Genomic DNA, 24652 nt, shown 5'->3' with positions numbered 1-24652 from the left:
CCGCATGGCAACCGTGACCTACCGCCAGGCCCTCCGGGACACGCTCCGCGCCGAGATGCTCCGGGACGAGAACGTCTTCCTGATGGGCGAGGAGATCGGGCTCTTCGAGGGCTCCTACAAGATCACCGAAGGGCTGCTGAAGGAGTTCGGGCCGCGCCGCGTCCGGGACACCCCGATCGCCGAGGAGGGCTTCGTCGGCGCCGCCATCGGCGCCGCGATGCTCGGCCTGCGCCCCGTCGTGGAGATCATGACGATCAACTTCTCGCTGCTGGCGCTGGACCAGATCGTCAACCACGCCGCGAAGATCTACGGCATGTTCGGCGGGCAGGCCAGCGTCCCGATGGTGATCCGCACGCCGGGCGGCGGCGGGCAGCAGCTCGGCGCGACGCACTCGCAGAACGTCGAGCTGTTCTACTCGTTCATCCCCGGGCTGAAGGTCGTCGCGCCGAGCACGCCGGCCGAGGCGTCCGCGATGCTGAAGGCCGCGATCCGCGACGACGACCCGGTGCTGTTCCTGGAGAACCTCGCCCTCTACAACACCAAGGGCGAGCTGCCCGCGGAGATCGACGACATCGAGCCCGCGGAGATCGGCCGGGCGGGGGTCACCCGTCCCGGGACCGACATCACGATCATCGGGTACTCGCGGATGGCCCGGGTCGCCGCCGAGGTCGCCGAGACCCTCGCCGGCGAGGGGATCTCCGCCGAGGTCGTCGACCTGCGCAGCCTGCGCCCGCTCGACCGGCAGACCATCGTGGAGTCCGTCCGCCGGACGGGCTGCGCCGTGGTCGCCGAGGACGACTGGCTCACCTACGGCATCGGCGCCGAGATCGCCGCGACGATCCAGGAGGGCGCGTTCGACTGGCTGGACGCCCCCGTCCGGCGCGTCGCGATGGCCGAGGTGCCCCTCCCCTACGCCAAGTCCCTGGAGACGGCGGCGCTGCCGTCCGCCGACTCGCTGCTCACCGCCGTCCGCGACACGCTCCGCGCGACCGGCCGTACCTCGTGGGGGACGACCCCCACGCCCCCGCGAGAAGTCCTGGAGCCGACGCGATGACCGACATCCTCATGCCCCGCCTCTCCGACACGATGGAGGAGGGCGTCATCAGCTCCTGGCAGAAGCAGCCGGGGGACGAGGTCGCGGTCGGCGACGTCATCGTCGACATCGAGACCGACAAGGCCGTGATGGAGTACGAGGCGTACGAGGCGGGCGTCCTGGAGAAGATCCTGGTCGCCGAGGGCGAGACCGCCGCCATCGGCGCCCCGATCGCCGTCCTCGCACCCGCGAACGGCGCGAGCCAGGCCCCGGCCGCCGCGCAACCGAAGCCCGCCGCTGAACCGGCGCCTGCCGCGGAGGCAGCTTCGACTCCGGCTCCCGCTCCGGCCGCGGCTCCCGCTCCCGCTCCGGTTGCGGCTGTGCGGCATGCGGGCAACGGGTCCCGGCCGCCGTCGTCGCCGCTGGCGCGGCGGCTGGCCCGCGACCACGGCCTCGACCTGGCGGCGCTGAGCGGGTCAGGACCGGGCGGACGGATCGTCCGCGCCGACATCGAGGCCGCGATCCGATCCGGCGCGCCGGGCCCGGCCCCGGCCGCCGCACCCGCACCCGCGGCCGCTCCGGCGACCGTCGCCGCGCCCGCGAAGGCGCAGGCCGTCGAGGACGCGGACGTCGAGGCCGTCCCGCTGAACCGGTTCCGCAAGGTGGCGGCCCGGCGGCTGACCGAGAGCAAGCGCGAGGCGCCGCACTTCTACCTCAACCGCGAGGTGGACGCCGAGCCGCTGCTGGCCTTCCGCGCCCGGCTCAACGAGGCCCTCGCACCGGCCAAGGTCAGCGTGAACGACCTGATCGTGAAGGCGTCGGCGACGGCGCTGCGCGAGCACCCGGCCGTGAACGTCTCCTACACCGAGGAGAACCTGCTCTTCCACAGGCGCGTCAACGTCGGCGTCGCGGTGGCGGTCGAGGACGGCCTGCTCGTCCCCGTCGTCAAGGACGCGGACCGCAAGGGCGTCTCGGAGATCGGCCGGGAGACCCGCGAGCTGGCCGGCAGGGCCCGCGACGGGAAGCTGAAGCCGCAGGAGATGAGCGGCGGGACGTTCAGCGTCAGCAACCTCGGCATGTTCGGCGTCGACTCGTTCGCCGCGGTGATCAACCCGCCGGAGGCGGCGATCCTCGCCGTGGGCGCCGTCCGGGACGAGCCGGTCGTCCGCGACGGCCAGGTCGTGCCGGGCAAGCGCCTGGCGCTGACCCTGTCGGTCGACCACCGGGCCACCGACGGCGCGACGGCCGCCAAGTTCCTGGACCGTCTCGCCGCCCTGCTCCAGAACCCGCTGCTCATCGTCGCCTAGAGCATGCCCCGGCGTCCGGCGCCAGCGGACGACCCGGCCTCGGGCGCCTAGAGCATGACCCGGCCTCCGGCCACGTCGATCGTGAGGCCGGTCAGCCAGCCGGACTGGCCGGAGGCGAGGAACAGCGCGGCGCCCGCGACGTCGCGCGTTTCCCCGATCCGGCCGAGCGGGTGGGACGCGGCGACGGTGTCCTGGACGTCCGGCGTCATGTACCGGTCCGTGCGCTCGGTGCGGATCGTGCCGGGCGCGAGGCAGTTGACCCGGACGCCGTCGGCGCCGACCTCGGCGGCGACGTGCCGTGTCAGCGCCTGGACGCCCGCCTTCGCCGCCTCGTAGGCGACCGGCGCGCCCCATGGGTTGCCCAGTTCCCGGCCACCGCCGCCGGGCAGGTTGGTCGGCAGCCGACCGGCCGACGACGACATCGTGACGACCGCGCCCGCCCTGCGTTCCTGCATGCCGGGCAGGAAGCTCTTCAGGGTGAGGAACGTGGCGGTGAGGTTGCCGTCGACGACCGACCGCCACTCCTCCTCGGTCATGGCCGCGGTCGGTCCCGGACGGGCGATGCCGCCCCCGGCGAACGCGCACAGCACGCCGGCGGGGCCGAGCTCGTCCTCGACGCGGCGGCGCGCGGCCTCGATCGCGGCGAGGTCGGTGACGTCGGCCGCCACCCCGATCCCGCCGATCTCCGCGGCGACGCCGTCCAGGGCCGCCCTGTCGCGTCCGACGACGGCGACTTTGGCGCCTTCGGCGGCGAACGCGCGCGCCGTCCCGGCGCCGATGCCGCGCGATCCGCCGGTGACGACGACGACCGTCCCGTCGAGTTCGGGGTACATGAGGCTCTCCTCCGCGAGTCCGTGACAGCTGTCCCACCTGGGTCTTCAATCTGAGTGAGCGCTCACTCAATGTCAAACGGAGCGCCCGGGGGGCTGGCCGTATCCGGCCAGTGGGCGGTCCGGGCAATCGGATCGGGCCCGGGCGGCGAAGTAGTGGCGGGCATGGCGAAGAGACCGGTCGATCCGGCGTCGCGGCAGACGAGGCCCAGCGCCACGGACGGCGCCGCCGCGACGAGCATCCGGGACCGGGAGAGGTTCACACAATGCCGACCGTTCATACGACCAGAGCGCGGCTCGCCGCGCTCATCGCCGCGGGGGGCCTGCTGCTCGCGGGCGGGTTCACCGGGCTCGTGCCGAAAGAGGGCACCGCGTCCAGCCACCGCGAGGCGCCGATCATCTCCGGGCAGCCGCAGTACGACAACACCGACGTCTACGCCTTCGTCAGTCCGGACAAGCCGGACACGACGACGCTGGTCGGGAACTTCATCCCCTTCGAGGACCCGGCGGGAGGGCCCAACTTCTACAAGTTCGCGCGGGACGCCAGGTACGACTTCAACGTCGACAACAACGGCGACGCGCAGCCGGACCTGATCTACCGGTTCGAGTTCAACGACTTCCTGAAGAACGGCAACACCTTCCTCTACAACACCGGGCCGGTGACGAGCCTGGACGACCCCGACCTCAACTTCACCCAGACCTACGACCTGACGCTGATCCGCCAGACGGACGGCAAGGTGACCGGCACCAGCAAGCTCGCCGACAACGCGCCGGTGGCGCCGTCCAACGTGGGCAAGGCGTCCATGCCGAACTACTCGGTGCTGCGCCAGCAGGCGATCAAGCCGCTCGGCAACGGGCGGACCGCGTTCGCCGGCCAAGCCGACGACTCCTTCTTCATCGACCTGCAGATCTTCAACCTGCTGTTCGGGGGGAACCTCTCGGAGGTCGGCGACGACACCGTCAGCGGCTACAACGTGAACACCCTGGCCGTCCAGGTGCCGACGAAGGACCTGGCCACGGCCCAGGACCCGGTGGTCGGCGTGTACTCGACCGTGCAGCGGCAGACCGCCTCGGGCGACTACACGCAGGTCTCCCGGCTCGGCGCCTCGCTGGTGAACGAGGTCGTCATCCCGCGCGGGAGGAAGGACGCGTTCAACGCCTCCAACCCGTGGGCGGACGCGCAGTTCGCGCAGTTCGTCACCGACCCCGAGGTGCCGAAGCTGATCCAGCAGCTCTACAAGATCCCGGCGCCCGCGACGCCGCGCAAGGACCTCGTCCAGGCGTTCCTGACCGGCGTGCCGGAGCTGAACCAGCCGAAGAACGTCCGGCCGGCCGAGCTGCTGCGGCTCAACACGTCCATCAAGCCGAATCCGAAGCCGGACCGGCTCGCCGTGCTGAACGGCGACAACCAGGGCTTCCCGAACGGGCGGCGGCTCACCGACGACGTCACCGACATCATCCTCCAGGTCGCCGAGGGCGAGCTGCTCGGCAGCAAGAACGACCTGGGCGACGCGGTCGACGCCAACGACCTCCCGTTCGAGAAGGCGTTCCCGTACGTGGCGCAGCCCAGGTCCGGGACGGACGCCCGCGGCCGCACCCCCGCCAAGGCGTCCGGCAAGACGGCCCGCACGGGCCCGGACGGGAAGCCGGTGAGCTTCCTCAACGCGGGCGCGTCGGAGCGCATCACCGATGAGGACGACGGTGCCGCGCTGCTCGGCGCGCTGCCCGCGGCGGCCCTGGCCGGCGGCGCGGCGTTCGTGCTGACCGGCGGGCTGCTGTGGTGGCGTCGCCGGACTCCCGGAACGGGACGGCGCGAGAGCTGATGCGCCGTCCGCTCATCGCCGGGGCCTCGGCCGCCGGACTGGTCGTGGCGTTGACACTCGGAGCGGCGGTGGCCCCCATCCGCCCCTCCGGCGTGCGCGCCACGGCCGGGTCCGGCACCGCCGGGGCCCCGGCCTCCGGCGTCGCGGGCCTGCAGGCACGGCTCCGCGAGCAGCCGCACGACGCCGCCGGATGGGCGTCGCTCGGCCTCGCGTACGTGGAGAAGGCCCGGGTCACCGGCGACACGACGTACTACCCGAAGGCCGACGACGTCCTGCGGCGCTCCCTGCGGGAGGCGCCCGGAAACGACGAGGCACTGGCCGGGCAGGGCGCGCTCGCCGCGGCCCGGCACGACTTCCACGGGGCGCTGCGGTACGCCGATCGGGCGCTGAAGGCGAACCCGTACGGGCAGCGGGCCGCGGCCGTCCGGGTGGACGCGCTGGTCGAGCTGGGCCGCTACGACGACGCCCTGGCGGCGGCGCGGCGCGCGGACGCCAGGCGCCCCGGCATCCCGATCTTCACGCGGCTCGCGTACGTGCGGGAGCTGCGCGGCGAGGTCCGGGAGGCGCGGCGGGTGCTGGACCTGGCGCGTGCGTCCGCCACCGACCCGGGCGACCGCGCCTACATCGCGACCCAACTCGGGGAGCTCGCCTGGAACGACGGCGACCTCGGCCGGGCGGGACGCGAGTACGCCGAGGCGCTGCGCGTGTCGCCCGGTTACCTGCCCGCCCTGGACGGGCAGGCGCGCGTCCGGGCCGGGCGAGGCGACGTCAAGGGGGCCCTCGCCGACCGGGCGGAGATCGTCCGGCGGCTGCCGCTGCCGCAGTACCTGACCGAGTACGGGGAGCTGCTTGAGTCGGCGGGACGTCCGGACGACGCGAAGCGCCAGTACGCGGTCGCGGCGGCCTGGGCCCGGATCGCCGAGGCCAACGGCGTCGACGCCGATCTGGAGACGGCGCTGTTCGAGTCCGACCACGGGGATCCGAAGGCGGCGCTGCGCGCGGCGCGGGCCGAGTACGACCGCCGCTGCCCCGCCCCGGGCGCGCGGAAGGCGCGGCGGTGCGGCGTCCACGCGGCGGACGCGCTGGCCTGGGCCCTGCACGCCAACGGACGCGACGAGGAGGCCCTCCCCTACGCCCGCCAGGCGACGGCGACGGGATACCGCAGCCCGCGGTTCCGCGCCCACCTCCGCGTGATCGAGAAGGCGCTCGGCGAACGTCCGGGCGGCGGCGCGCGGGGCCGGGAGGACGCGTCATGATCGGCTTCGCGCTCGCGGCGGGGCTGGTCGCCGCGCACCCGCTGGGCAACTTCAGCGTGAACCACTACGACGGGCTCGTCGCGGCCCCGCACGAGCTCCGGATCGACCACGTCGAGGACCTCGCGGAGATCCCCGCCGCGCAGGCCCTGCCGGAGGTGGACGCCGACCGCGACGGCCGCCCGTCCCCGGCCGAGCTCGGCACGTGGGCGGACGGGGTCTGCGGGCGCGCGGCCATGTCGTTCCGCATCACGGTGGACGGACGGGCCGTCACCGCGACGGTCGCGTCGGCGTCCGCCACGGCACCGCCCGGCCAGGCGGGGCTGCCGACGCTGCGGGCCGAATGCCGGATCACCGCCCCCGCCGGACCCGGGACGATCGCGTTCCGGAACGACGGCGCGGCGGACGGACGGGTCGGCTGGCGGGAGATCACCGCGCGCGGCGACCGGATGACGCTGTCCGCGTCCGACGTGCCGGGCCCGTCCCGCAGCGGCCGTCTCACCGCCTACCCCGAGGACATGCTCTCCTCGCCGCTCGACCAGCGGTCGGCGACCCTCACGGTGCGGCCGGGCGGCCCGCCGCTCGGCGCGTCCACGTCCGCGTCCGGAGGCGGGGCCGAGCGGCTGCTGCCGCGCGGAGCGGACGGGCTCACGCAGCGGTTCACGTCCCTGGTCGCGCGGCACGACCTCACCCCCGGCTTCGCCGTCCTCGCCTTCCTGGTCGCGCTGGCGCTCGGCGCGCTGCACGCGCTCGCCCCCGGGCACGGCAAGACGATCATGGCGGCGCACGCGATCGGCGAGGGCCGCAACCGGACCCGGGACATCCTCACCCTGGGCCTGACCGTCACGGTCACCCACACCGCGGGCGTGCTCGCCCTCGGGCTGCTCGTGACGACCGGCACGCTCCTCGCGCCGGACACGCTGTTCCCGTGGCTGGGCGCGGCCGGCGGCGTCCTCGTCACCCTGGCGGGAGCCCTGCTGCTACGCCGCGCCCTCCGAACCCGCCACCACCACGGCCACGGACATGGCCACGGGCACGGACACGGCCATGGGCATGGGCACACCCATGATCATCGGGCGTCGCGGCGGAGCGGGGTGGTGCTGATGGGGCTGGCCGGGGGCATGGTCCCGAGTCCGTCCGCGGTGGTGGTGCTGGTGGGCGGCGCGGCCATCGGACGGACGTGGTTCGGGATCGTCCTCGTCCTGGCGTACGGGCTCGGCCTGGCCGCGGCGCTCGTGGCGGTCGGCCTGCTCGTCGCCGGGTCCGGGCGCGTCCTCGCGCGGCGCGTGCTGGCGAGGCGGCGCATTCCGGCCAAGCGGCCGCGTCTTCCCTCCGGAATGATGCCTATCGGGACGTCCGCGACGGTCGTCGTCCTCGGGGTCGGGCTCACGCTGCGCAGTCTCGTCCTGTGAACTTCGATCCCGGACGCCCGCGGACGCGTAGTGCCGGATGGACGGTCCACCGAGGGGAGCGCGGCATGCCGGCAGAGACGAGACCGCCGGAGAACGGCACCGTGCCCGGCCAGGACGCCGACACGCTCCTCGCCCGGACGGCGCGCGGCGACGAGCGCGCGTTCGAGCTGCTGTACGACGCGGTGGCGGCGCCTGTGCACGGTCTGGCGCGGCGGGTCGTCCGGGATCCGGCGATGGCGGAGGAGGTGACGCAGGAGGTGCTGATCGAGGTGTGGCGGTCCGCGACCCGCTACGACCCAGGACGCGGCTCCGCCATGGCCTGGATCATGACGATCGCGCACCGGCGGGCCGTGGACCGCGTGCGGCGCGAGCAGTCCGCGGGCGAGCGGGAGGCGCGGGCCGCGCGGCACGGGCCGGGCGCCGCCCCCGATCCGGTGGGCGAACGCGTCGAGACACGGCTGGAGCACGAGCGGGTGCGCCGCTGCCTGGGGACGCTGACACGTCTGCAACGCGAGTCGGTGACGCTCGCCTACTACGGTGGGCATACCTACCGTGAGGTCGCCGAACTGGTCGGCGCGCCGGCGAGCACGGTGCGGACCCGGATGCGCGACGGCATCATCCGCCTGCGCGACTGCCTGGGGGTGGACCGATGACGGACGATCTGCACGCCCTCGCCGGCCCGTACGCGCTGGACGCGATCGACGACGCCGAGGAGCGCCGCCGGTTCGAGTCGCACCTCGCCGGGTGCGAGACGTGCGCGACCGAGCTCCGCGAGTTCCAGGCCACGACGGCACGGCTCGGCATGGCGATCGCCGAGGCGCCGCCGCCGGGGCTGCGCGGCCGGGTGCTGGCGGGCATCCAGCACGTCCGGCAACTCCCGCCGGAACCACCGAGCCAGCCACGAACACAGACACCGACGCAGACCGGAACATCGACGCAGACGGGAACACCGGCGCGGACGGCACAGACCGGGACGCAGACGCCGGCGCGGGTCGAGCCGATCCGGCCGAGACGGTGGCGGCGCGCCGTGGCCGCCGGGCTCGCGGCCGCCGCGTGCCTGGTCACGGCGGTGTCCGTCGGCGAGGCGGTCCGGGAACGGCAGCGCGTCGAGCGGGCCGAGGACGCCAACCGCGCCATGGCGTCCGTGCTGTCCGCGCCGGACGCGCGTTCGGCGACGGGACGGGCCGCCGGGGGCGGGACGGTGACGATCGTCGCGTCCGCCTCCCGCGGCCGTGCCGTCGTCGCGTCCTCGGGACTGCGGGCGCTGCCGTCCTCGCGGGCGTACCAGCTGTGGCTGATCGACGCGGGCGGCGCCCGGTCGGCGGGCCTGCTCCCCGACGACCGGAGCCGGCCGGTGGTGGCGGGCACGTGGCGTCCCTCCGACAAGCTGGGCATCACGGTCGAGCCGGCGGGCGGCTCGGCGCGGCCGACCACGACGCCGCTCGTCCTGCTCACCCCCGCCTGACCCTCTTGTCGTCTCTCTGACGATATGTGACGATGGCGGGCATGTCGGTGAACGTCCCGCTGGGCCCGCTGCTCGACCCCGCCTTCCATCTGGGCTCCGTCCCCACGACGTGGGCGGAGCTGCTCGGCTTCGCGACCGGCGCGGTCAACGTGTGGCTCGTCGTCCGGCAGAACATCCTGAACTGGCCGATCGGCATCGCGAACGTGATCCTGCTCGGCCTGGTGTTCCTGGACGGCGGCCTCTACGCCGACTCGGGCCTCCAGGTCGTCTACATCGCACTCCAGACGTACGGCTGGTGGGTGTGGCTGTACGGCGGTGACGGCCGCGACCGGCTCCCCGTCCGCCGCACCCGGCGGACCGAGTGGGCCGCGCTCATCACGGCGGGCGCCACCGGCACCGCCCTCCTGACCTGGGCCCTGTCCGCCTGGACGGACTCGACCGTCCCGTTCTGGGACGCCCTCACCACCGCGATCTCGCTCATGGCGGTCTACGGCCAGTCGCGGAAGCTGCTGGAGTCGTGGTGGCTGTGGATCACCGCGGACCTCGTCTACATCCCGCTGTACTTCTACAAGGACCTGAAGCTGACGAGCGCGCTGTACGTCATCTTCCTCACGCTGTGCGTGTTCGGGCTCCTGGCCTGGCGCAGGGACTTCCGCACCCCCGCCGTCACTCCCGCGCCCGCGACCGCATGACCGGGCACCGGCGAGAACGCGCGGCCGCATCCGTGGACGGGGGCGCCGCGGGCGGCCGTGCGGGGTCTCCCCCACGATGACCCGCGTGACGTATGAGCACGGGCTGGTGATCGGCAAGTTCTACCCGCCGCACGCAGGCCACCGCCATCTGATCGACGCGGCCGCAGTGGCCTGTGCGCGGGTGAGCGTGGTCGTCGCCGCGTCCAGCGTCGAGAGCATCCCGCTTCCGCTGCGGGCCGCGTGGCTGCGCGAGACGCACCCGCAGCCCCACGTGGAGATCATCCCCGTGGTGGACGACACCGAGATCGACTACGAATCGGACGAGATCTGGTCGGCGCACGTCGCCGTGTTCCGCGCGGGCGTGGCGACGCGGTCGGGGCTCGGCGTGCCCGTCCCGCCGGTGGACGCGGTGTTCAGCTCGGAGGCGTACGGGCCGGAGCTGGCGCGGCGCTTCTCCGCCGTCCACGTTCCGGTGGACCCGCCGCGGGGTCGCTTCCCGGTGAGCAGTACCGCAGTCCGGGACGACCCCGTCGGGAACTGGGGATTCCTCTCGCCGCCCGTCCGGGGACACCTGGCGCGGCGGGTCGTGGTCGTCGGCGCGGAGTCGACCGGGACGACGACGCTGGCCCGCGCCCTCGCCGCGCACTACGCCGAGCGCGGCGGCGTGTGGGCGTCGACGCGATGGGTGCCGGAGTACGGGCGCACGTTCACCGAGGAGAAACTGGCCGCCGCGCGGCGGGCCGCCGCCGATCCCGCGCTGTGGCTGGACGACCTGGCCTGGGAGTCCGCCGACTTCACCCGGATCGCGGAGCGGCACGCCGCGCTGGAGGACGCCGCCGCACGGTCGGGTTCACCGCTGCTGGTCTGCGACACCGACGCGTTCGCGACCGCGATCTGGCACGAGCGCTATCTCGGCTCGCCCGCGCCCGAGGTGGAGGCCGTCCACGAGCGCACCCCGCACCACCTGTGGATCCTGACCTCGCCGGAGGGCGTCCCGTTCGAGCAGGACGGCTGGCGCGACGGCGCGTCGATCAGATCCTGGATGTCGGGACGTTTCGAGGAGGAGCTGGAAGAACGGGCCCTGCCGCACATCACCGTCGCGGGCCCCCACGAGGACCGCCTGGCCGCCGCCGTCACCGCGACCGACGACCTGCTGGCCAAGGGCTGGACCTTCAACACCCCGCTGACCCCCTGACCCTCGGCCGCTCTCTCATCCCGCCCAGCTGATGTCGGTGATCTGGAACTCCTTGACGTCGCGGAGCACCAGGTAGGTGATGGACACGTCGACATCGTCAAGCGCGACGGTGTAGGCGACTCCGACCTCGTCGAGCGGCCTTCCCGGCGGGGGTAATCCCAGGTCTATCGCGGCACCGCCCTGCCAGGCCAGCTCGCAGAGGTACTCGACGAGGCGGTCTTCGATCGGTTTCGGAAGGGAGGAATGGAGTATCTCGCCGGCCGTCTCGGAGCAGAAGACCGTCCAGCCGCTTTTGGGAGCGGTCACACGCTGCCGCTTCGGAACCGCCGGCCGGCCCTGATCTCGTCCAGCGAGACCTTCTTCCCCGCCCTCAACTCCCGGACCGCCTTCGTGTGGCGCTCCTCGCGGTCAGGCACCTGGCTGAACATGGCCTCGGCATACCAGCCGGACAGCAGGTTCGCGAGATCGGCGCCGAGCTCCGCCCGCGTGACCTCGCTGAGGAACTGGGCGCGCTTCTCCTCGGGCAGCCAGTCGCTGATGCCCTCGATCGTCCGTGGCACCCGGTTGACGCGGCCCATGGACGGCAGGGGCGGCTCCAGTGGTTGTGCGCTCATGTCGCTCCTGTCTCTCTTGTCGGTCCCCGCTCACCCGTACACGGAGACACTACAACGCCCCGCCGACAGAACGGCGGATCATTTCGACAAGCGCAGCATATTGGTCTCCTTATGCATTAGGCGCCGCAAGAGCGTTTTGTAGAAATAGGGGAAATCTGAGCGGGTTTGATATTCGAGGAGGGCGCGGACGAGCGGGACATATTCACCGACCCTCCGCGACCGATCGGTGGATATGCGAGGCGATTCGGGTCTCGATGGTTCGTGCATGTCACGGGGAGGCGCCGACCGGAAGGCGGAGGAGGTCTTCGTCGATGTGGTCGAGGGCGAGGCGGACCGCGCCGAGGCCCACCGCCTCGTCCGCCAGCTCGGACGCCTCGATGCGGACGGGGCTCAGGCACAGCGGCGCGATCCGCCGGCGCAGCTCGGAGACCAGCAGGTCACCGGCCCTGACCAGCGGGCCGCCGACCACGATCATTTCGGGGTCGAAGGCGAGGGCCATCGCCGCGACGCCGCGCGCCATCCGGGCGGCGAGCCGCTCCACGACCGCCTGCGCCTCCGCCGCGCCCCAGCCCGCCGCTTCCAGGACGCGTTCGGCGTGATCGAGCCCAGCACCCCGAGGCACCCCTCCACCCGCCGACGACCCCACCGCCCGCGAAGCGTCCGCCCGAGACGACCCGCCGCCCGCCGACGAATCGCCCGACCGCGATGAGCCGCCGTCCGACTGGGAAGCGGCCGCCCGCGGCGAGCCAGCGTCCGCCTGGGAAGTGGTCGGTCGTGATGTGGCGGCGTCCGGTCGCGGGGTGGTGGCCGACTCGAAGGCGGCCAGGGCCGCGGTCGAGGCCTCCGGGTCGGCGTCCGTTCCGGTGATCAGTGCGGCGGTGGTGTCGCGCAGGCCCAGTTCCGGCAGCATGCCGACCTCGCCGGCGGCGCCCCAGCGGCCCCGGTGCAGGCGCCCGCCGATGAGCGCGCCCATGCCCGTGTGCAGGCCGGCGTGGACGCAGACGACGTCGTCGGCGTCCCGGGCGGCGCCGCGCCACCGTTCGGCGAGCGCGGCGAGGTTGGCGTCATTCTCGACGAGGACGGGGCAGGAGAACGAGCGGCCGAGCTCGCGGCCCAGCGGGACGCCCTCCCAGCCGGGCACGACCGTGCAGGACGTGATCGTCCCGTCCCGCGCGACGACGCCCGGGGTCCCGGCGGCCACGGCCCACAGCGACCGCCGGTCGACGTCCGCCGACGTCAGGCACGCCTTGACCGCGGCCCGGACCGCCGCGATCCGCTCGGCGGGCGGCGACCGCACGTCCAGTCCGGCGCGGTGCCCGCCGACGACGTCGCCCGCGAGGTCGGCGACGATCAGCCGCACCCGGTGCGCGTCGACGTCGATGCCGAGCGCGTGCCCGGCGTCGGCGCGGAAGCGGTAGCGGCGGGCGGGGCGGCCGAGTCCCGCGCCGGGACGCGGCGCGCTCTCCGCGGCGAGGCCGCGGTCGATCAGCTCGGCCAGCACGCCCTCGGTGGTGGGCCTGGACAGCCCGACCCGCCCGGCCAGGTCCGACAGGGTGCACTCGCCGCCGTCCCGCAGCGCCCGCAGGATCGCGGCGGAGTTGAGGCGGCGGAGGACCGAGGGGCCGCCCCCGTGCAGGGAGGGTCGCGTCACGGGGCACCCCTTGGCAGCGATCAGCGGGTCACGGCCTCACGGCGTCATGGCGACCCACGTGCACGGGGTCGCGCGAAAGCCGCGCCGTATCCGAACGCCGCCAAGAATATCGAGGTCAGAAGACCCTTTCCGGCGGATCAGCCGCTGTAGGTAAGGCCGTAACCGAATGGAAAGAGCGGCTCCTTGCCGTCGCCGCCGTTGATGGGCTGCTGGGCGCCGTCGCGCATCCAGGTGACGGGGAGCCGGCCGGTCGGCTCGGCGTCGCCGTACAGGACGTCGGCGACGCCGGCGCCCTCCGTGCCCGGGAGCCAGGCGGCGACCAGCGCGTTCCAGCCGGGGAGCCGCGCGGCGACGTCCATCGGACGGCCCGACACCAGCACCACGATCACCGGGACGTCCGCGGCGCGCAGCCGGTCGATGGTCCTGAGGTCCTCGGGGTCGAGGCCGAGATCATCCGTCCGGTCGCCGAGGAACTCGGCGTACGGCTTCTCCCCCACGACGGCGATGGCGGCGTCGTAGGAGCCGTCGACGCCGTTGCCGTCCCTGCTGTAGTCGACCTTCGCCGACGGGTCGGCGACCTTGCGGATGCCGTCCAGGATCGTCGTGCCCGGGGTGATCGGGCCCGGCGCGCCCTGCCAGGTGATCGTCCACCCGCCGGACTGCATGCCGATGTCGTCCGCGCTGCCGCCCGCGACGAAGACCTTGTCGTCGTCGTCCAGCGGCAGCACGTCGTGGTCGTTCTTGAGCAGCACCTGCGACTCGGCCACGGCCCGCCTCGCCAGCCCGCGATGCGCCGCGCCGCCGACCGTCCTCAGGTACGACCGGTCCGCCATCGGGCTCTCGAACAGCCCGAGCTCGACCTTCTTCGTGAGGATCCGGCGGTTCGCGTCGTCGATCCGGGACATCGGGACGTCGCCGTCCCTCACCGCGTCCCGCAGGTACTCGATGAACCGGCGCCATTCCGTCGGGACCATCACCATGTCGATCCCGGCGTTGATCGCGGCGGTGACCTCGTGCCTGGTGAACCCGGACGCGCCGTCGATCTCGTCGATGCCGTTGTAGTCGGAGACGACGAACCCGGTGAAGCCCAGCTCGCGCTTCAGCACGTCATTGATCAGGTACCGGTTCTGATGCATCTTCAGCCCGTTCCACGAGCTGTAGGAGATCATCACCGACCCCACGCCCCGCTTCACCGCCGCCCGGAACGGCGGCAGGTGGACGGCCCGCAGCTGCTCCTCCGGGATCCGGGTGTCGCCCCGGTCGTCGCCGCCCTCCGTTCCGCCGTCCCCGACGAAGTGCTTCGCGGTGGCCAGCACGGACGCGGGCCCGCCGAGCTCGTCGCCCTGCAGCCCCTGGACGGCGGTCGTCATCATCGCGGGCAGCTCGGGGACCTCGCCGAACGACTCGTAGGTCCGTCCCCACCGGTCGTCGCGGGCCACGCAGAGGCAGGGCGCGAAGTTCCAGTCCACGCCCGTCCCGGCCATCTCCTCGGCGGTGGCCGCGCCGATCTCGCGGACGAGGGCCGGGTCGCGGGACGCGCCGAGCCCGATGTTGTGCGGGAAGACCGTCGCGCCGACGACCGTGTTGTGGCCGTGCACCGCGTCCACCCCGTACATGATCGGGACGCGCAGCCGCCCGGCGAGCGCCGCCCGCTGCAGCCCGTCGTACATGTCCGCCCATTTCTCCGCCGTGTTCGGGCTGGGCGCCGACCCGCCGCTCGACAGCACCGACCCGACCCGGTACCGGGTGATCTCCTCCGGCGTGATGTGCCTGCGTTCGGGCTGCGTCATCTGGCCGAGCTTGTCGTCGAGGCTCATCCGGTCGAGCAGGTCGTCCACCCGGGCCTCGACGGACAGCCGCGGATCGAGGTACGGCGCGGGCCCGGGCTCCGCCCGGACGGGCGCGCCGTAGGCGACGAGCGCGAGCGCCGCCATCATCCCGGACCCCAGCAGGCGCGCCTTCACGGAAGAGCTGAGCATGCCGAATGCTTTTCCGGCATTGCTCCAATGCAACGCAATCCGGAGCCAGCGCCTCGGCAATATCTGATCGCCAAATCGCCCGCAGGGCCCCCGATCGGGATCGAACCGACACCTCCAGGACCACAACCTGGCGTGCAGACCACTACACCACGGAAGCCGCATCTCCGGCAGGACTCGAACCTGCGACCTCCGGGTCCGCAACCCGGCGCGCTCTCCAACTGCGCCACGGAGACTCGATGTTCGGTTGTGCGTACCGGGTGCAGGAATCGAACCTGCCTGCCGCGGCTTATGAAACCGCTGGACACACCAGCGTCCTCACCCGGTGCGGAGGGTGCGAGATTCGAACTCGCGCAGGGATGACCCTGACCACGGCTTAGCAAGCCGCTGCCTTTCCGCTCGGCCAACCCTCCGGGAAAAAGAAAAACCGCCCGCGGTCAACGGGCGGCCAGCGTCAGGACGCGCGACTCACGTCCTTGAACGGCTCCCGAGACCGAAAAGACTGCTCTGCATTCGATGGCGACGCATGCTTTCTCTCCTCTCGGTCTCGCTCCCTACGACGCCCATGATGCCGGGACGGCTCCCGTCCCGGCAAACCATTTATCGGCTCGCTCTGGGCGCGTCCAAGGCGGTGTTCAATGCGCGGAGCGCGTGGTAGACGCGGAGCTTGACCACGTCCACCGGCACCCCCAGTGAGGCCGCGGCCTCGTTGACCGACCGGTCCCTGAAGACGGTCTCGGCCAAGATCTCACGATGCGCGGAAGGCAACGCCTGGAAGGCCCGGGCGACCACCGCGGGGCCCATCCGCTCCCCCGCCGACCCGGGAGCGAACGAACCGGTGCTCCTACCCATTCGCAGTGCCACGCCACGAACCTCGCACCCCAACCCCCACCCGGCCCCCTCTTTATGCCCGCGTTAAGGAAGTGTTGAGGCTCTGATTCGGGGGTCGGGTGGGTGTCAGGCGCGGAGCCTTACCGCGTAGGCGGCCAGGCGGGTTGAGAGGCGGCGGGCGTTGGTGTCGTGCCAGTCCGAACGGCGGGCAGGCAAGGCGTAGCAGGGGGTGCCGTCGCTGATCAGGTCCTCGATGCCCGGCAGGCCGAGCGACTCGGACGCGAAGTCGTACAGGGGGACGAGGCGCGGGACGATGATGCCGTAGTCGAGGGCGCGCGGGAGCCGCCCTTCGGCGGCGACCAGGTCTTCGACTCGCAGGCCGTGCAGCGGGTAGAGCTCGGGGAACGCGCTGCGGAGGTCGAGGAAGAACCCGACCGTCCTGCCGCGGGGGTCGCCGAGGATGCGGCCGAGGGGCGCGAAGGGGCCGAGGGCGAGGCGGGGGCGCGCGACCAGCGCGTGCGCGTGCAGGACGCGGACGAGCGCGACGTTCATCATGAAGCGCTCGGCGGGGAGTTCTGGCAGCGCGAGCGTGGCGTTCCGCAGGTAGCCGGTGACGACGCTGGCGTTGTGGGCGCGGTACCAGGCGGGGGGCGACGGCTTGCTGAGGAACTCGCTCCACAGTTGGACGCTGCGCGAGGACGGTTCGCCGGAGTGGCCGTCGGCCAGCAGCAAGGCTTCGGTCTTGTCGCGTAGGAGACTGTCGTTGACGGCGCGCCACCACGGGCTGCCCGGCGGGTCGGCGGTGGGCGGGTCCAGCACGCCGCGGGCGATCTCCCAGCGGAGGAAGCTCAGTTCCGCGCGGCCGTAGGGGAACCGGTTCCCGGTGTAGAAGCCGGCGGCGAGCCGGAGCCGTGCCGCCGCGCCGTCCGCGATCCGCCGGACCCGCGTGGCGGCCGCGTCCGCCGCGTCGATCATGCCTGGCCTCCCCGAGCCCTTCCGCCTGCCTTCGCCCCCGGACGCGTCCCGGCCGCGGGTTCAGCCCCTAAGATGAAAGCCGGGGGTGGTGGACGTGGGCAAGCACAACAAGCCGGCGACGCGCGCCTGCCCCGGCTGCAACGGGACCGGCACGAGCACCGCCAGCGGCGAGAAGTGCAACGTGTGCCGCGGCACCGGGCGCATCTGAGACTCGGGAGAGCCCGTCCGGACGTTCCTGCCGAGCGTGTGCGCGGCCAGTGGCCATTCAGATCTTCGTTCGGGCGGCCTCGGCCTGGCCGGCCGGTGACGTGTCGCGGAATGAAGATCGTGAAGCGGGGACGTGGGCGCCGCCGGGATGGTTGAATCTGGTCCCATGTGGCACTCGTCACAACGATCTTCCCCGTGGCGGCAGTCGTACCAGCCGGGCGTTTCCGGCGAACTGAATATTCCAGACATTCCGGTTACGCGGCTTCTCGACGACGCCGCGGAGAAGTATCCGAAGCGGACCGCGCTCATCTTCTTCGGCCGCCGGATCAGCTACCGCGATCTGCGCGCGGCCGTGGACCGGTTCGCCGCCGGCCTCCACCGGCTCGGCGTCCAGCCGGGCGACCGGGTGGCGCTGATCCTGCCGAACTGCCCGCAGCAGGTCATCGCGTTCTACGGCGTGCTGCGCAGGGGCGCGATCGCGGTGCAGCACAACCCGCTGTACACCGAGGAGGAGATGCTCCACCAGCTCGCCGACTGCGGTGCCCGCGCCGCCGTCGTGCTGGATCGTTCCTACGCGACGGTGCGCGCCGTCCGCGCCGAGCTCCAGCTCGAACACATCGTCGTGACGTCGCTGGCCGACTTCCTGCCCGCCGCCCAGCGGATCGCGCTGCGGCTGCCGCTGGCACGGGCGCGGCGGCGGCGGGCGGCCGTCACCGCGGACGTGCCGGACGATCCCGGCGTCGTGCCGTTCAGCGAGATGCAGCGGGCGCCGCAGCGGCCCGTCCGGCAGCTGGAGATCGAGCCGTCGCGGCAGCTCGCGGCCATCCAGTACACGGGCGGGACGGAAGGGCGCCCCAAGGGCGCGATGCTCACGCACCGGAACCTCGTCGCGAACGCCTGCCAGCAGCACGCGTGGGACCGCGCGGCCCGCCCTGGCGAGGACGTGACGCTGGCGGTCCTGCCGCTGTTCCACTCGTTCGGGCTGATGAGCTGCCTCGTCGCGCCGGTGATGACGGCCGGTGCCGTGGTGCTGCTCCCGCGCTTCGACGCCGACCGCGTGCTCAGTGCGATCCGCAAATACCGGCCGACCATCTTCCCCGGGGTGCCGACGCTGTACGAGCAATTGCTCGACAGCCCGCGGATGCTGCCGTCCGACCTGAATTCGCTGCGCGTCTTCGTCTCCGGCGCGATGAGCATCGGGCAGAGCACCATCGACCGGCTGCACCGGGCGGGCGCCAAGGGGCTCATCAATTGCTATGGGCTGACGGAGGCGTCCCCGGCCGTCACCGCCAATCCGCTGGGGGGCGGGGCACGGAACCTGACGGTCGGCCTGCCGCTGCCCTTAACCGACGCGGTCATCGTCGACCAGGAAGAGCCGACGAGGGTCCTGCCGCCGGGCGAGGCTGGCGAGCTGGTCGTGCGCGGGCCGCAGGTGTTCGCGGGCTATTGGAACGCGCCGCTCGCCACCGCGCAGACCCTGTCGAAGGGCTGGCTCCGTACGGGTGACATCGCGGTGATGGACGACGACGGTTTCTTCACGATCCTGGAACGCCAGCGCGACATGATCAAGGTCAGCGGTTTCAGCGTCTTCCCCACCGAGGTGGAAAGGGTTCTGCGGCGGCATCCCGCCGTCCACGACTGCGCGGTGGTCGGCGTCCCGGACGCACGGCGCGGGGAACGCATCATCGCGCACGTCGTGGAGCACCCCGCCTACCTTTTCTCGGCGGACGAACTGCGGCGGCACTGCGAACGCTATCTCTCGCATTACAAAGTGCCCGCCGAATTCCGTCCGCGGACGGAACTGCCGCGGAACATGGTGGGGAAGGTCGTCCGGCGGCGGCTCCGCGACGAAGTCGTCAACTCGCCCGCGTAGGCGGAACCGTCCCGTGCCAGGTGGTTGACTGTGCGGGTGCACACCGAGACCGCCCAGCCGGGGCTCGTCACCCGGCTCATCGAGATCGGACGCGCGATCGGGCGGGACTCGGCGGGTCCCGTCATGTCCGCGCCTTCTGCGGAAGCACCGTCCGTGGAAGCGCCGTCCGCGGAAGAGGAACCGCGGACGCTGTACGACCGGCACGGTGTGCTGGTCGTACGCGTCGGTGACGTGGCGGTGAAGGCGCACCAGGCCGACCGTGAGCACGGGCCCCCGTTCCTCGAACGGCTACGGGTGGCGGCCACCGTTCCGGAGGTCCTGCTCGGTCCGCTGGGGCCGCCGCTCGACGTTGACGGGCGGACCGTCACGGTCTACCACTATGGCGAGCCGGTGGATCCGAAAAAGGACCTGCCCTGGGAGGAGGGTGCGCGGCTTCTGGCGGCGCTCCATTCCACGAGGGTTCCGGCAGATGCCCCGTCATGGGGGCGTCCCACGCGCGTGGAACGACGTGTTTCGGAACTGGGCCACGGCCCTGCCGAGGACGAAATCCGACACGCGTTCGCCACCCTTCCCGCCTGGATACGCGGCGACGGCGAAAAGCCTCCTGGGACGGCGGAGCGCCTGATCCATGGAGACTGGCACCTCGGCCAGATGGTCCGCGCACAGGACGGACGGTGGCGGCTCATCGACATCGAAGACCTCGGAAGAGGCGACCCCGCATGGGACCTCGCTCGTCCAGCCGCGCTCTATTCGGCGGGGGTTCTGCCGCCCGATGAGTGGGGCCGCTTCCTGGATGCGTACACGGAGGCGGGCGGCGCGGCCGTCCCGGCCAACGGCGACCCCTGGACGACCCTGGACGTTCCCGCGCGAAGTCTTGCGATCCAGATAGCCGCCACGTGCGTCATATCCGCGGAAAGGGAGGACCGGCCGCTCGACGGGCCGGAGCAGGCGATGGTCGACGCCTGCGGCAGAATATCGGCGGCGGGGGACGCGGCATGACGTGGCGCGAAACCTGCCCTACATTTAGCCTCTACCTGGGGATCCATACTGGAAGGAAGACAAGGCGATGCACTGCCCTAAGTGTCGTGGCGTGATGCGGACCTACACCCGCAGCGGAGTCCACATCGAGCAATGTGACAGCTGCCGGGGCATCTTCCTCGATTACGGGGAACTTGAGGCCCTGGCCCAGATGGAGTCGCAGTACCGGGCGGCCCCGCCGCCCGCGGCCTCACCGGGATGGGGAGCCCCGGCGCCGTCGGTGCACCACCATCACCACGGTGCGCGTCACCACCGCCCCCACGGCGGGAGCGTCTTCCACATGCTCTTCACCACCTGACCGGTTCTTCACGAGCCGGCCGGGCGACGTTTTGTACGGCCCGTCCCCTAGGGGCCGCCCAGGGGACGGGCCGCGCGTCTGTAGGCGCGCGTCTACAGGCGCGGGTCGACGGGCTCGGACTCCAAGGCCAGGACGGCGAAGACCGCCTGGTGGACCCGCCACAGCGGTTCGCCGCCGGTGAGCCTGTCGAGCGCCTCGATCCCGAGCGCGTGCTCGCGCATCGCCAGTGAGCGCTTGCGGCCGAGCGACCTGCCGCGCAGCCGTTCGAGGTTCTCCGGCTCGCCGTAGTCCGGGCCGTAGATGATGCGCAGGTATTCCGGGCCGCGGCATTTGACGCCCGGCTGGACCCGCCTGTCGTCCGGGAGCGGCCCCAGCGGCTTGACGACCATGCCCTCGCCACTCTCCGCGGTGAGTTTCTCCCACCATCCGGTGACGGCGGTCTCCGACTCCGACGAGTTCAGGTCGACGATCACCGAGACCGTCCGCTGGACGAAGCCGCTCGGGTCATGGTCTGCGAGCCGTTCGGCCATGGACATGTGCCATTCGTGGTCGCGTGCGACGGCCCAGGAGCGGCCTTCTCCGGCGAGGATCTGGAACGGCGCGAGACGTAGGCCGGTCAGGCCGTCGACCGTCCAGCAGTAGCGCGCGTAGGCGTCGCGGAAGCGGGACGCGTTGGCGGCACGCCGGTCGATGTGTTTCCGGAGGCCGCCGACGTCGAGGCCGCGCCCTTCTGCGCGAGCGAGAAGGTCGGACGCCATCGGCAAGGACGCGCGGGCTGCCGCGCCGGTCGCGGCGTACTGCGTGCGGATGAGGTCCATGGCTTTGGCCGACCACGGCAGCAGTTCGCTGTCGATGACCAGCCATCCGGTGCCCAGTTCTTCCCAGAGCCCTGCGGCACCGATCGCGGAACGGATCCGGTTCAGTACCTCGGTCGTGCGCGACGGTTCGCGGAAGAAGGAACGTCCGGTGCGGGTGTAGATGGCACCAGTCGTCCCGTCGTTGACACCGAAGCGGTCGGCCGCGACGGACGCGTCCCGGCAGACGACGACAACGGCACGCGAGCCCATGTGCTTTTCCTCGCACACGACACGGTCGCAGCCCTTGTCCCGGTATGCGGCGAGGGCCTCGGCGGGATGCTCCAGGTATCCGGGCAGCTGTGACGTCTCGGCCGGGGCCATGGTGGGCGGCAGGTAGACGAGCCAACGCGGGTCCACGGCGAAGCGGCTCATCACCTCCAGCGCGGCCAGCGCGTTCTCTTCGCGGACGGCGACGCGACCCATCAGGCGGGTCTCGACGCCCTGCGCGCCGAGCACGTCCTCGATTTTCAGGACCTCGTCCTCCCGGTGAGCCCCACCCGCTCCGATGCCGACCGGCGCGTTCAGGGGACGCGTCGGCTCGTACCAGACCTGCTGGGCCGGGACGGAGACCAGCTCGCGCTCGGGGTAGCGCAGCGCGGTCAGCTTCCCGCCGAACACCGCGCCGGTGTCCAGGCAGATCGTGTTGTTGACCCATTCCGCTTCGGGGACGGGCGTGTGCCCGTACACGACCATGGCCTTGCCCCGGTAGTCGCGCGCCCACGGGTACCGCACGGGCAGGCCGTACTCGTCGGTCTCCCCGGTGGTGTCGCCGTAGAGCGCGAACGATCGGACCCGGCCGGACGCACGCCCCTGGTACTCCTCCTTCAGCCCGGCGTGGGCCACGACCAGGCGACCACCGTCCAGGACGTAGTGGCTGATGAGGCCGTCCATGAAGCGCAGTGCGTCGTCGCGGAACTCGTCGGGCACGGCGGAGAGCTGCTCCAGCGACTCGGCGAGCCCGTGCGCGACGCGCACCTTGCGCCCGCGTAGGGCGCGGACGAGTTTCGCCTCGTGGTTGCCCGAGACGCACAGTGCGTTGCCGTCGGCCACCATGCCCATCACCAGGCGCAGCACGCCCGGCGAATCCGGTCCGCGGTCGACGAGGTCGCCGACGAAGACGGCCGTGCGCCCGCCCGGGTGGTTCGCTCCGACGGCGAGCCCCTGCGCGTCGCGGTCGATCTCGTAGCCGAGGCCGGCGAGGAGGTCCTCCAGCTCGGCGCGGCAGCCGTGCACGTCGCCGACGATGTCGAACGGCCCGGTCAGCTCCCGCCTGTCGTTCCACGCCCTGTCGTAGGCGATCGTCGCGGCGTCGATCTCCTCGACGCCGGTCAGCACGTGGACGCGGCGGAACTCGCGCGCCAGCGACCGCATGCCGCGCCTCAGCTCGCGCCGCTGACGCGGGATGACGTGCGGAGGCAGGTTCCGGTCGGGGCGGACGGCGTTCCGCTCGGCAGCGACGCTCTCAGGGACGTCCAGGACGATCGCGGCCGACATCACGTCGTGGTCCTTCGCGATCCGCAGCAGCGACTGCCGCGCCGCGCTCTGCACGTTGGTGGCGTCGACCACGGTCAGCAGGCCGCGCCGCAGCCGCGTGGCCACGATGTAGTGCAGCAGGTCGAACGCGTCTCCGGTCGCGGACTGGTCGTTCTCGTCGTCCGACACCACACCGCGGCAGTAGTCGGACGAGATCACCTGCGTCGGCTTGAAATGCTTGCGCGCGAAGTGCGACTTGCCCGAACCGGTCACTCCGACCAGCACGACGAGCCCCATCTCGGGGACCCTGATCTCGGTCATCGCGTGAACACCCCCATCTGCGTCGGCGCGCCGACCTCGGGATCGTCGTCGCCGACGGGAACGTGCCGGACGCGGTAGCCGTGCGCGGCGGCGACCCGGTCCGCCCAGGCGCGGAACTCGGCGCGCGTCCATTCGAAGCGGTGGTCGGGGTGGCGCATCGCCCCCGGCGCCAGGCCCTCGTAGCGGACGTTGTGCTCGGAGTTCGGCGTCGTCACGACCACGACGCGGGGCTTGGCGTGCCCGAACACGACCCGCTCCACCGCGCTGAGGCGCGGCGGGTCGATGTGCTCGACGACCTCCATGAGCACGGCCGCCTCGTAACCGCGGAATCGTTCGTCCGCGTAGGTGAGCGCGCCCTGGAAGACGTCTTTCACCCGGTCGGTCGGGCGGCGGGGCTGCTGGTCCCAGCGGAGCCTCCGCCAGGCGTGGCTGAGCGCACGGTGCGACACGTCCGTCCCTGAGACCTCGCTGAAGAAATCGTCCTTGGCCAGGCGCGACAGGAGTTTCCCGGAGCCGCAGCCAAGGTCGATGACGCGCCTGGCGTTCTCGTCGTGCAGTGCTTGCACGACCGACTGGAGACGGCGTTCCGCGAGGGAAACGGGCTGCGCCTCCGGCGGCGACTGGTCCTCGCCGTCCTCGACGGTCGGCTGCTCCTCCTCCACTTGCGCCGGGTCGAGTGCCTCCTCGGGCGCGTCTTCGGCGTCGGCGAGGCGTCCGAGTGCCGTCCGGACGAGACCACGCCGGTTGGCCAGATAGCGGCGGGTGATGGTTCCGCGATCGGGGTGCGTGGCGAGCCAGCCCTCCCCGGCACGGATCAGCTTGTCCACCTCGTCGGGCGCCATCCAGTAGTGCTTGGCGTCGTCCAGGACGGGCAGCAGCACATAGAGCTGGTTGAGCGCGTCGGCGAGCCGCAGCGTCCCCGTCAGCGTGAGCGTCACGTACCGGGAATCGCCCCACTCGCCGAACTCCGGGTCGAGCGGGACCGGCAGGGCCGACACGTCCCAGCCCAGCGGCGCGAAGAACCGCTCCGCCTGCCCGGGACCGCCGCGGCACGGCAGCGCAGGCAGGACGATCTCCAGCGGGATCAGCGTGTCCACCAGGTCGGGACGCAGGTCGCACCGTCCCCGCATGGCGGTGCGGAACACGTTCGCCATCGCCGAGGCCAGCAGCGACGACGCCGCGTACGGCCGGTCGTTGACGTACTGGCCGAGGGAGAAGTCCGGTGTGCCTCTGCCGCGCGTGCGCACGAGCTTGATCGGATCGACGTCCAGCAGCAGCGCCGCCGTGCAACGGGATTCGTCCGCGTCGGGGTAGAAGACGTGCGCCGTGCCGAAGGACTGCTCGAACGCCTGCACCCGTCCGGGATGCTTGTGCAGGAGGAATCCCAGGTCGGTCGCCTGGTTCAGGGTCGTGGTGATCGTCAGAAGCACGACGACAAGTCTGGCGGACCGGGCCGAACGCACCATATTCATTTTCCGGGCGAAGGGCATGGGCCGCCCGCAAAAGGGTTTGCGGCCACGTTCCCGGC

At 72.3% G+C, this 24652-nt stretch carries 21 protein-coding genes and 4 tRNA genes; 12 read left to right on the top strand and 13 right to left on the bottom strand.

Features of this window, described 5'->3' with window-relative positions:
* Positions 1-4: 4 nt before the first annotated feature.
* Entirely contained in the window at positions 5-1054 is a 1050-nt protein-coding gene (locus ACH34T_RS29415; RefSeq protein ID WP_396024178.1) for an alpha-ketoacid dehydrogenase subunit beta, read from the top strand.
* Positions 1051-2340, top strand: coding sequence for a dihydrolipoamide acetyltransferase family protein (locus tag ACH34T_RS29410; protein WP_396024177.1), 1290 nt, complete (start codon positions 1051-1053; stop codon positions 2338-2340). The genes ACH34T_RS29415 and ACH34T_RS29410 overlap by 4 nt, the downstream gene beginning before the upstream one ends.
* A gap of 47 nt (positions 2341-2387) precedes the next feature.
* On the opposite strand, the gene ACH34T_RS29405 is transcribed toward ACH34T_RS29410, so the two are convergent.
* On the bottom strand, positions 2388-3173 hold the full coding sequence (locus ACH34T_RS29405; RefSeq protein WP_396024176.1) for an SDR family NAD(P)-dependent oxidoreductase: 786 nt from the start codon (positions 3171-3173) through the stop codon (positions 2388-2390).
* Positions 3174-3436: 263 nt separating this feature from the next.
* Between ACH34T_RS29405 and ACH34T_RS29400 the strand changes: the two genes are divergently transcribed.
* The 7 genes from ACH34T_RS29400 (at position 3437) to ACH34T_RS29370 (ending at position 11010) form a co-directional block, all read left to right on the top strand.
* The gene (locus tag ACH34T_RS29400) at positions 3437-4993 is read left to right on the top strand and encodes a DUF4331 domain-containing protein (RefSeq protein ID WP_396024175.1); all 1557 of its coding nucleotides are present in this window, start codon (positions 3437-3439) and stop codon (positions 4991-4993) included.
* The gene (locus tag ACH34T_RS29395) at positions 4993-6249 is read left to right on the top strand and encodes a tetratricopeptide repeat protein (protein WP_396024174.1); all 1257 of its coding nucleotides are present in this window, start codon (positions 4993-4995) and stop codon (positions 6247-6249) included. The genes ACH34T_RS29400 and ACH34T_RS29395 overlap by 1 nt, the downstream gene beginning before the upstream one ends.
* Positions 6246-7658: a High-affinity nickel-transporter gene (locus tag ACH34T_RS29390; protein WP_396024173.1), complete on the top strand. Its 1413-nt coding sequence runs from the start codon at positions 6246-6248 to the stop codon at positions 7656-7658. Before ACH34T_RS29395 ends, ACH34T_RS29390 begins: the two co-directional genes overlap by 4 nt.
* Before the next feature lie 65 nt (positions 7659-7723).
* Positions 7724-8311 (top strand): ECF RNA polymerase sigma factor SigK, encoded by a 588-nt coding sequence (gene sigK, locus ACH34T_RS29385; RefSeq protein WP_396024172.1) that lies wholly within the window; start codon positions 7724-7726, stop codon positions 8309-8311.
* On the top strand, positions 8308-9123 hold the full coding sequence (locus ACH34T_RS29380; RefSeq protein ID WP_396024171.1) for an anti-sigma factor domain-containing protein: 816 nt from the start codon (positions 8308-8310) through the stop codon (positions 9121-9123). The genes sigK and ACH34T_RS29380 overlap by 4 nt, the downstream gene beginning before the upstream one ends.
* 41 nt (positions 9124-9164) lie before the next feature.
* Positions 9165-9815: a nicotinamide riboside transporter PnuC gene (gene pnuC / locus ACH34T_RS29375; RefSeq protein ID WP_396024170.1), complete on the top strand. Its 651-nt coding sequence runs from the start codon at positions 9165-9167 to the stop codon at positions 9813-9815.
* A gap of 85 nt (positions 9816-9900) precedes the next feature.
* Entirely contained in the window at positions 9901-11010 is a 1110-nt protein-coding gene (locus ACH34T_RS29370) for an AAA family ATPase (protein WP_396024169.1), read from the top strand.
* A gap of 15 nt (positions 11011-11025) precedes the next feature.
* Here the strand turns inward: ACH34T_RS29370 and ACH34T_RS29365 are convergent, their stop codons facing one another.
* The 10 genes from ACH34T_RS29365 to ACH34T_RS29320 all read right to left on the bottom strand — a co-directional run bounded on the left by ACH34T_RS29365 (position 11026) and on the right by ACH34T_RS29320 (position 17057).
* Positions 11026-11316, bottom strand: a complete 291-nt coding sequence (locus tag ACH34T_RS29365; protein WP_396024168.1) for a hypothetical protein — start codon at positions 11314-11316, stop codon at positions 11026-11028.
* A complete protein-coding gene (locus ACH34T_RS29360; RefSeq protein ID WP_396024167.1) occupies positions 11313-11624 on the bottom strand; it encodes a hypothetical protein in 312 nt (103 codons plus the stop codon). Before ACH34T_RS29360 ends, ACH34T_RS29365 begins: the two co-directional genes overlap by 4 nt.
* A 268-nt stretch (positions 11625-11892) precedes the next feature.
* Positions 11893-13275: an ROK family protein gene (locus ACH34T_RS29355; protein ID WP_396024166.1), complete on the bottom strand. Its 1383-nt coding sequence runs from the start codon at positions 13273-13275 to the stop codon at positions 11893-11895.
* A 137-nt stretch (positions 13276-13412) separates the two neighbouring features.
* Positions 13413-15254: a glycoside hydrolase family 3 protein gene (locus ACH34T_RS29350; protein ID WP_396024165.1), complete on the bottom strand. Its 1842-nt coding sequence runs from the start codon at positions 15252-15254 to the stop codon at positions 13413-13415.
* A gap of 85 nt (positions 15255-15339) precedes the next feature.
* A tRNA-His gene (locus ACH34T_RS29345) sits at positions 15340-15411 on the bottom strand.
* Between the two features lie 2 nt (positions 15412-15413).
* Positions 15414-15487 (bottom strand) — tRNA-Arg (locus ACH34T_RS29340).
* Positions 15488-15505: 18 nt separating this feature from the next.
* Positions 15506-15578, bottom strand: a tRNA-Met gene (locus ACH34T_RS29335).
* A gap of 1 nt (position 15579) precedes the next feature.
* Positions 15580-15664: transfer RNA gene (locus ACH34T_RS29330), tRNA-Ser, on the bottom strand.
* Positions 15665-15851: 187 nt separating this feature from the next.
* Complete coding sequence (locus ACH34T_RS29325; RefSeq protein ID WP_396024164.1) at positions 15852-16115, bottom strand: hypothetical protein; 264 nt, start codon at positions 16113-16115, stop codon at positions 15852-15854.
* Between the two features lie 93 nt (positions 16116-16208).
* The gene (locus tag ACH34T_RS29320) at positions 16209-17057 is read right to left on the bottom strand and encodes a hypothetical protein (RefSeq protein WP_396024163.1); all 849 of its coding nucleotides are present in this window, start codon (positions 17055-17057) and stop codon (positions 16209-16211) included.
* A 373-nt stretch (positions 17058-17430) separates the two neighbouring features.
* On the opposite strand from ACH34T_RS29320, the gene ACH34T_RS29315 reads away from it, so the two are divergent.
* From ACH34T_RS29315 to ACH34T_RS29305, 3 genes are all read left to right on the top strand, one after another.
* Entirely contained in the window at positions 17431-19137 is a 1707-nt protein-coding gene (locus ACH34T_RS29315) for an AMP-binding protein (RefSeq protein ID WP_396024162.1), read from the top strand.
* A gap of 30 nt (positions 19138-19167) precedes the next feature.
* Complete coding sequence (locus tag ACH34T_RS29310; protein WP_396024161.1) at positions 19168-20136, top strand: phosphotransferase family protein; 969 nt, start codon at positions 19168-19170, stop codon at positions 20134-20136.
* A gap of 67 nt (positions 20137-20203) precedes the next feature.
* Positions 20204-20473 (top strand): zf-TFIIB domain-containing protein, encoded by a 270-nt coding sequence (locus tag ACH34T_RS29305; RefSeq protein ID WP_396024160.1) that lies wholly within the window; start codon positions 20204-20206, stop codon positions 20471-20473.
* Between the two features lie 92 nt (positions 20474-20565).
* On the opposite strand, the gene ACH34T_RS29300 is transcribed toward ACH34T_RS29305, so the two are convergent.
* Both ACH34T_RS29300 and ACH34T_RS29295 read right to left on the bottom strand, forming a co-directional pair.
* Positions 20566-23124: a polynucleotide kinase-phosphatase gene (locus tag ACH34T_RS29300; protein WP_396024159.1), complete on the bottom strand. Its 2559-nt coding sequence runs from the start codon at positions 23122-23124 to the stop codon at positions 20566-20568.
* On the bottom strand, positions 23121-24554 hold the full coding sequence (locus tag ACH34T_RS29295) for a 3' terminal RNA ribose 2'-O-methyltransferase Hen1 (RefSeq protein ID WP_396024158.1): 1434 nt from the start codon (positions 24552-24554) through the stop codon (positions 23121-23123). The genes ACH34T_RS29300 and ACH34T_RS29295 overlap by 4 nt, the downstream gene beginning before the upstream one ends.
* Positions 24555-24652 lie beyond the last annotated feature (98 nt).

Origin of the sequence: Actinomadura sp. 9N215, from assembly GCF_044326345.1 — a bacterium.
Lineage (GTDB): Bacteria > Actinomycetota > Actinomycetes > Streptosporangiales > Streptosporangiaceae > Spirillospora.
The sequence above is the reverse complement of the archived record's forward strand: the minus strand, read 5'-3'. Positions and strand labels throughout refer to the sequence as shown.